The sequence below is a fragment of the Flavobacterium xueshanense genome (assembly GCF_900112975.1).
GTDB classification, from domain to species: Bacteria; Bacteroidota; Bacteroidia; order Flavobacteriales; family Flavobacteriaceae; genus Flavobacterium; species Flavobacterium xueshanense.
This window is the reverse complement of sequence record NZ_FONQ01000011.1, coordinates 110,327-118,493: the sequence shown is the minus strand read 5'-3', so window position 1 is coordinate 118,493 and position 8,167 is coordinate 110,327. Positions and strand designations below refer to the sequence as shown.

Genomic DNA, 8,167 nt, shown 5'->3' with positions numbered 1-8,167 from the left:
AAGCTTACTGAAAACAACATCAAAATTAGTATGACTGAAAATGGTGATCCTTACGAAAATGCAATAGCAGAGAGAATAAATGGTATTTTAAAATATGAATTTTTACTAATAGATGGATTTATAAATCATGTACAGGCATTAAAAGCAATAAGGGAATCTATTGATATTTATAACCAAAATAGGCCTCACTTAAGTTGTCAAATGTTAACGCCAAATCAGACGCATTTACAACAAGTAATCAAATCAAAAAAATGGAAGAAAAAAACCTCGAAAGTTTTTACTTCCGAGGTTAATAATTAGTGTAATTTTAAAATCTAATTCGTGTCAACTTTTTTCAGGACTAGACATACCATTTATAAATTAAGTAAAAATGATAAATATCAATGATCCGAAAATAATTAAATCAACTCTTTAAAATATTGTAGTAAAATGCTGTCGTTTTTCAAGGTTGGCGTGAAAATCTCCAAAATACTTGGTTTTTCATTTTGAGCATACAAAGCAGTCAAACTTGTTGCTAAACTTCCTTCATCACCGGCGATACTATATTCAAATCCATACATTTTAGCCAAATGTTCTGCGGTTAAACAATGGGAAGTTTCAAAGAATGTATTGAAAACAGGTGTTTCTTCATGTCCGGGTAAAATTCTAAAAATTCCGCCGCCACCGTTATTAATTAGAATAATCTTGAAGTTTTTTGGAATATAATTGTTCCATAACGCATTGCTATCGTACAAAAATCCAACATCTCCCGTTATAAAAACAGTCTGTTTATCATTGGCGACAGCCGCACCAATAGCAGTAGAAGTACTTCCATCGATTCCGCTGGTTCCGCGATTGCAATACACTTCAATTGAAGGATCGACAGCTATTAATTGCGCATACCGAATTGCCGAACTATTACTGATTTGTAATTGACTGTTTTTTGGTAAACTCTGAATCACTTTTTCAAAAACTTTAAAATCCGAAAACGGAATTTTGTCTAAATAAATATTACTTTTTAGATTTCGCAACACTTTCACATCGTCTAATTGCTGAAAATAATTGCTTTCTATTGCGTTTGTAAGTGGCAAGAAAGTATCAAAAAACACATTTGGATCTACTTCGAAATGTTTGGTCAAAGCACCAAAAGTGTCATACGCTCTTAAAGAATCAATATGCCAATGGTGTTTGGGTTTGTATTTTCTTAAAAATGCTTTGATACGTTTTGAAACGACCATTCCGCCAAAAGTGACTAAAATTTCCGGACGAAAATTTTCAAAATCGGCATTCGTAAAAGGCGTAATTATCGTATCTATAGTATTGATAAAAGTATCATGATGCAAGTTCGAAGTCGTCTCAGTCAAAACTACAACCGACTCGTCTTTCGCAAAAGCGTTAATTATATTTGAATTGATAACATTCGGTTCATTAACGCCAACTAAAATCATTTTTTTGGTGGAATTGTTCCAAATCGTTGCAAATTCCGTAACGTCTTCGATTGAAATCGGCTGAGTAGCATTTGCGGAAGCGACAATATTTACAGTAATGGAAAGCTCCGAAGTGGTTTCATACAATGGCTCTTCAAATGGCGCATTGATGTGAACAGGACCTTTTTGAGTGATAGCCGTATTAATCGCTTCATTGATTTTTAAATCATTTTCGGTCGAAACATCCTCATGCAAATTAGCGTTGAATAATGAATGGTTTTCGAACACATTTTCCTGCCGAATCGTTTGGCCGTCACCAATATCGATTTTGCTTTGCGGTCGATCCGCTGAAATCACTATCATAGGAATCTGACTGTAAAATGCCTCCGCAAAAGCCGGGTAATAATTCAATAAAGCGGAACCGGAAGTACATACCAAAGCCACTGGCTGTTTGGTTTGTTGTGCAATTCCCAATGCAAAAAAACCAGCTGCACGTTCATCGGCAATACTGTAACACTGAAAAGCGGGATTATTTACAAAACCTATTGTTAACGGTGCATTTCTAGAACCCGGAGAAATAATTATGGTGGTAATTCCTTTGGCCAAACAAATTTCAATAATGCTTTGCGCTAAAGGTATTTTGGGGTAAATCATTGTTTTAGTTTCAAAGAAACAAAGATACAAAGTTGTAAAGGTTTTTCTCTAATCTTAAATAGTTTTCTTAAATTTGGAACAAAATAAATTCTTTATGGAAATCAAAATAAGACCAGCTGTTTTTACCGATTTAGATACAATATTGGAAATCATCAATCACCAAATACTGCATAGTACTTCGATTTATGATTATGAGCCACGTGATTTTGAAACCCATAAATTGTGGTTTGAAGACAAACTGGCACATGATCTACCTGTAATTGTTGCAGAAACTGAAAATGGCGTAATTGGATATGCTACCTATGGAACTTTTCGTCATAAAATAGGCTACCGTTTTACGGTGGAACATTCGGTTTATGTGGCGGAAGAATTTTTAGGAAAAGGGGTTGGAAAATTATTATTGGCGGAGCTCATTAAATTGGCAAAAAAACAAAAATACCATACAATGATTGGCGTTATTGACTCCGAAAATAAAGGCAGTATTGCTTTTCATAAAAAATATGGTTTTGAAACCGTGGGCATTATTAAAGAATCCGGCTATAAATTTGATCGCTGGCTAAGCTCTGTTTTTATGCAGTTGATTTTAGAGTAAATCAATTTGTACTAAAATTTAGTTCGTTTTCTACTATGTTTGACTTTAAAAAATTTATGACTTTGAGGCTTGAGACTTTATAGTATATTTGCACAACTAAAAATTTCATGGACTACACCTTACTTTCATCGCCTTTACAGGGATTTACTGACTTTCGTTTTAGAAATGCTCAAAACAAACTTTTTGGAGGAATTGATACATTTTACTCGCCTTACATCCGTTTGAACGGAAAGATGGTGATTAAACCATCGTATGAACGAGATTTGCTTCGTGAAAACAATCTTGACTTGGAGGTCATTCCGCAAGTGATAACAAATGATGCCGATGAATTTTTATTTGTGGCCAAATATGTTCAAGAACTTGGTTACAAAGAGTTAAACTGGAATTTGGGATGTCCATATCCAATGGTGACCAAATCTGGAATGGGTTCCGGTCTTATCGCTAATCCTGAAAAAATTAATAACATACTTCACAGGGCGCACTCTGAATCTGACATTCTTGTGTCTATGAAGATGCGTTTGGGGTATGATAACAGCGAAGAAATTCTGGATGTTTTGCCTATTTTAGATACCTATCCTATTAAAAATATAGCGATTCATGCGCGCATTGGAAAACAACTGTATAAAGGTGGCGTAAATCTAGATGCGTTTCAACATTGCATTGATAACAGCAAGCATAAGTTATATTATAATGGCGATATTACTTCAGTGGCTAAATTTCATGAAATGCAACAACGCTTTCCAAGCATTGACCACTGGATGATTGGTAGAGGATTAATTTCGGATCCTTTTTTACCAAGCATGATAAAAAACAACACTTCAGAATATCCTGCGAACAAAATGGAATTATTCAGTACGTTTCACGATACTTTGTATGCTATTTATAGCGAATCTCTTTCTGGATCAACGCATATTTTACTGAAAATGTACCATTTATGGGAATACTTTTCGGCTACGTTTTCAAATCCACATAAAGTTTTGAAAAAAATAAAAAAAGCGCAAAGTATACGGAATTATGAAGTAGCTGTTGCTGAAATTTTCAAAAATGAAAAAATTTGATTAAAAGATAAACCATTGAGAAGATTCTCAATTTTCACTTAATCTTTAAAAAAAAATGAGAATCTCATTTGATTGAGAATCTCATTTTAATATTTTCTTTCTAAAATTAGCGGTAGCAGATTATGCTTTGATCCAATTCAATACTTCTGGATCTGTTACTAATGTTTTTGGAGAAATCACTTTTTCTAATTCTCCTTTTTCGTTGACTAGGTATTTTTGAAAATTCCATTCCACACTTGAATCTTGTAATCCATTTTTAGCTTTTTGAGTTAAAAACTGATAAATTGCTGCCATATCATCTCCTTTTACAGAAACTTTGTCCATCATAGGGAAAGTCACACCATAATTCATTTGGCAGAAAGTGGCAATTTCTTCATTCGTTCCAGGCTCTTGTGAAGCAAAATTATTTGCAGGAAAACCAACAATTACTAATCCTTTGTCTTTATATTCTTTATAAACTGCTTCAAGATCTTTGTACTGTGGTGTCAATCCACATTTTGAAGCAGTATTTACAATCATAATTTTTTTACCCTTCAAAGAAGCAAAGTCAAAACTGTTTCCTGACAAATCTTCTACTTTAAATTGATAAATGGTTTCTTTAGCTACTAATGGTGTGCTCATATTGGTTTCAGATTTTTGAGGTTGTGCTTGATTTTTACAACTGAACAATAATAAAGCACAGCTGGCCAGCAATAATACATTTTTCATATTTGAAATTTTTTATAAAAATAGACAATTTTTTGTCTCATTAAAATTTATTTTCGATAAACACACGTTAAAAAAAGAAACCTGACATTAAGAAAATGCCAGGCTTCCAAACAAATAAACAACAAACCTTTATGCGGTATTAAAAAGTATAAGTAATTTTTCCTTTCATAAAAAAAGGTGTTCCCGGTGTAAAGTGAATTTCTTCAACACTTTTTATTTCATCCTGAAGTCTTGATTCAGTTGCAAATTGTGTTTCGTTCCATTCCGTATTAAAAATATTCTCAACAGCCATCCCAAAATTTACATTCTTATATTGATAATTAACATTTAAATCCGAAACAAAATAGCCTTTAGCAACAATAGAATTATCTTCATTTGCGGGACGGCTTTTTAAATAACGAGATCGAATTCCTCCAGAAAAACCATTTATTTTTTGAAAACTTAAACCTCCTGTTGTGGTAAAATCAGGTGCTAAGGGAATGTAATCCTGACCTTGTGGTTCATCAATACTTCTTGCGTACGTATAATTGGCATCAGCATCAAAATACAACCAATCGTTCAATTGGTAACGCAATCCTAGCTCAGCTCCCATACGCTTTGATTGTCCGCTTGGCTCAACTATTCCTGCATCACCTACGTAAACAAATTCCTGCTCTAAATACAAATGCCATAGTGCTGCATTAAGAATCAACTTTGGAAATGGTTTCCAAATAGTACCAACATCAGTTCCTATAGCCGTTGGTAAAATTTGTTTCCCATTGTTTTGAACAACCACTCGGGCATCATTCGAATGAAATCCCATACCGGATTTTATAAAAAACTGCAAATTGTTGTTTTGCGAATAAATGAAATTCAGTTTTGGAGAAAATTTAAATTTAGATTCAGATTGAGTTTTGTAATTCGCAGTCAACTTGTCTTGATAATTGAATTTAAAATAATCCAATCGAATGGCGGGATTAATCATCAGTTTACCAAAATTGATTTCTGAATTTAAATACGCAAACAAATTTGACTCATCAATGTCTCCTAACTTGATATTTTCTAAAACCGTTCTTCTGTTCAAAGTATGTGAAAGTTCTGTATCTTTTGTGGCATCAGCACGAAAACCCCCACCAAATTGCAACAATATATCTAAATCATTTAATTTGGTTTTCTGGTTCAATTCCGCATTCATACCATAAATATCTCTATTTTCTTTCTGTTTAATTTGGTCTCCGTTAATTGGATCATTCAAGAAAAAAGTAAAATTAGAATACAGCTCAAACTCATAATTTGAATAAAAAGCATTCGCTTTCAAGAAGGTATTCTCATCTATAGGTTTACTTAAACTTACATTAAAATTGGTACGAGACGTTTTTCCGCCTTCAGTATCATCAACAGCACCAAATCTAGAAATCGTTCCATTATCTATCAGCCGTTGTGGTATTTGCCCAGAGGCATCCCATTTGCTAGAAAAGCGAGAGGCCGAAATGGAAAACTTACTATTATCACTTAAAATAGCGGAATATTTTCCCAATAAATTAATTCTGTTAAAATTCTGGGGCGAATCAAATGGTCCGTCTGTTAGTATATATTCTGTTGCTATATAGGCACTTTGTGTTTTTTGGGTTCCCAAAAGGTTAATCAATCCAACGGTTCTCGTTGTATTGAATTGTCCTACTTCTAATCCTACACTACTCTGTCCTATTTTATCTTTCGTTTGGAAGGCAACGTATCCTGCTGTCGCAAAATCCCCTTTGTTAGCATAGTACGTTCCTTTTCCAAAATCGATTTTTTCTACTGTTTCCGGTATTACAAAGTGTAAATCAGCATAACCCTGACCGTGAGCATGAGAAACCATATTTACAGGCATTCCATCTACTGAAATGGCGATATCAGTTCCGTGATCAATATCAAAACCTCTAAGGAATATTTGTTCCGCTTTTCCGCCACCGGCATGCTGCCCGATGAATAATCCGGGTACTTTTCGCAAAATTTCCTGTGACGAATTAACTGGCGTTGTTTGCAAATCTATTTTAGAAATGACATTCATCGCCGAAAGTTTCGGTTGGATTACAATTTCATTCAATCTAAAAATATCATCTTCCAAAATGATTATGTCATCTGAAGAAACAATGGTAAAATTTGACTTTTTATAGCCTACCGCCGTTATCTTGATAACATCACCCAAAACCGTTTTGTCTAAGCTAAACAATCCAAATTCATTTGTGTGGGCATGACTTTCAGAATTTGTATTAACCAAATAAGCGTTTTCTACAGGATTCCCATCACTATCCAACACTTTTCCTTTTTGGATTTGGCCATAGGAAGTCAACCCAAAAAGGACAATCATCATTAAAACAATATTTTTCATACGCTATAACTGATTCACTTTTTGGTCAAAATTAGGACCTAATTCATACAAACTAGATAACAATTCTTCTTTAATAGGTTTGGTTTTGAGCGCTAAATTATTAGACTTGTAAATCATGGCTAAATGATATTGTACCTTTGGTTCAAATGATTTCCCAGCCACATGTTTTTGTGCAATTTGTAATGCTTTTTTATGCTGACCTAAGTTCAAATACGACCAAGCTAACAAATCATAAGAATCAGCTGTAGGTCTGTGATTGACCTCCATTTTTGCAATTTCTAATGCTTTTTGAGCCGTTTGTTTGTCATCAGCGTATATCAAAACATTGTACTTGTTATACATTGCCCCGTAATTATTATTCTCCATCATCGAGAAATAAGCGTTTCTATTTTTTATTTCCTCGATTTTATTTCCTTCAAATTGAGCAATTTGAGATTTTAATAAGTAAAAATCCGGCGTATTATGAGTTGCCGCAATTGCATCAATAATTCGGTTAGCTTCCTTTGTATTTCTTTCTTTGGAAAAAACAATCCAGGCAATTCCTTTTAAAGCGTAAGAATAATTAGGATCAATCGCTAACGTCTGCAGGAAACTATTGTATGAATCCTCAATTCTTCCCGCATGACCATAAAAATCACCTAAATTAGAATTAGACCATATTTTTAATGTCTTGTTATCATATTTTTCAGCAATATCTCTGGCTTTTTCCATAAAAGTTATAGCTGTATCCAGGTCGCCTTTATGATCATTCCACTTTGCCAGACGAATTAAATAATCAAAATCAGTCATGTCTCGAATAGCATTCAAGTTTTTGATAGCTTCAGGATAGTTTCCTAATTCCATTTGAACGTCAAAAAGTAATTTTTGGGTTTCTTTTTTTCCTTCGCCTATTGCTAAAGATTTATTAGCAAGTACAAGTGCTTCTTTAAAACGATGTTGAGAAATATAATTCCTTGCCAAAGATCGAATGGTGGAAACTCTTGAGTAATCATAAGCTTCATTCGATTTTGTTAATAATTCTTCAGATGTATACAAATGACTGATATTGCCTGTGTATTCAAAAAGAGTACTGTAGTTAGATGATAATTGACTTAAATAACTGATTTGGTTGGGAGCTGCATCGAATTTTTTTTGCCAAAAATCAATTTCATTTCGTGCAAAACTCAATGATTTATTATCTTTTATTGTCAAATATTTATTATAATCTTCTTTATGCGTAATTTGTTTTGATTTAGTCTCGCAACCGAATATAAATAGGATTGTGAAAACCAAAAATGGGATTATTTTTAAAGTTTTCATACTCTAAGTGTTTTGTTTGTTTGTTTGTTTGCTTGTTTGTTTGTTTGTTTGTTTGTTTGTTTGTTTGTTTGTTTGTTTGTTTGTTTGTTTGTTTGTT

The 8,167-nt window shown here is 33.4% G+C and carries 7 protein-coding genes; 3 read left to right on the top strand and 4 right to left on the bottom strand.

The genetic code is table 11. The features are described 5' to 3' along the window. A partial coding sequence (locus tag BMZ76_RS11285; RefSeq protein ID WP_143071084.1) for an integrase core domain-containing protein occupies positions 1–300 on the top strand: 300 nt, incomplete at its 5' end. A gap of 98 nt (positions 301–398) precedes the next feature. Here the strand turns inward: BMZ76_RS11285 and menD are convergent. Further along, complete coding sequence (gene menD / locus BMZ76_RS11280) at positions 399–2,060, bottom strand: 2-succinyl-5-enolpyruvyl-6-hydroxy-3-cyclohexene-1-carboxylic-acid synthase (RefSeq protein WP_091206338.1); 1,662 nt, start codon at positions 2,058–2,060, stop codon at positions 399–401. A 94-nt stretch (positions 2,061–2,154) separates the two neighbouring features. On the opposite strand from menD, the gene BMZ76_RS11275 reads away from it, so the two are divergent. Next, positions 2,155–2,652, top strand: coding sequence for a GNAT family N-acetyltransferase (locus tag BMZ76_RS11275; RefSeq protein ID WP_091206334.1), 498 nt, complete (start codon positions 2,155–2,157; stop codon positions 2,650–2,652). 107 nt (positions 2,653–2,759) lie between these two features. After that, complete coding sequence (locus BMZ76_RS11270; RefSeq protein ID WP_091206331.1) at positions 2,760–3,710, top strand: tRNA dihydrouridine synthase; 951 nt, start codon at positions 2,760–2,762, stop codon at positions 3,708–3,710. Positions 3,711–3,830: 120 nt separating this feature from the next. On the opposite strand, the gene BMZ76_RS11265 is transcribed toward BMZ76_RS11270, so the two are convergent. From BMZ76_RS11265 to BMZ76_RS11255, 3 genes are all read right to left on the bottom strand, one after another. Next, positions 3,831–4,418, bottom strand: coding sequence for a glutathione peroxidase (locus tag BMZ76_RS11265; protein WP_091206328.1), 588 nt, complete (start codon positions 4,416–4,418; stop codon positions 3,831–3,833). Positions 4,419–4,557: 139 nt separating this feature from the next. Then, complete coding sequence (locus BMZ76_RS11260) at positions 4,558–6,771, bottom strand: TonB-dependent receptor (protein WP_091206324.1); 2,214 nt, start codon at positions 6,769–6,771, stop codon at positions 4,558–4,560. 3 nt (positions 6,772–6,774) lie between these two features. Further along, on the bottom strand, positions 6,775–8,070 hold the full coding sequence (locus tag BMZ76_RS11255; RefSeq protein ID WP_091206319.1) for a tetratricopeptide repeat protein: 1,296 nt from the start codon (positions 8,068–8,070) through the stop codon (positions 6,775–6,777). Between the last annotated feature and the right edge of the window lie 97 nt (positions 8,071–8,167).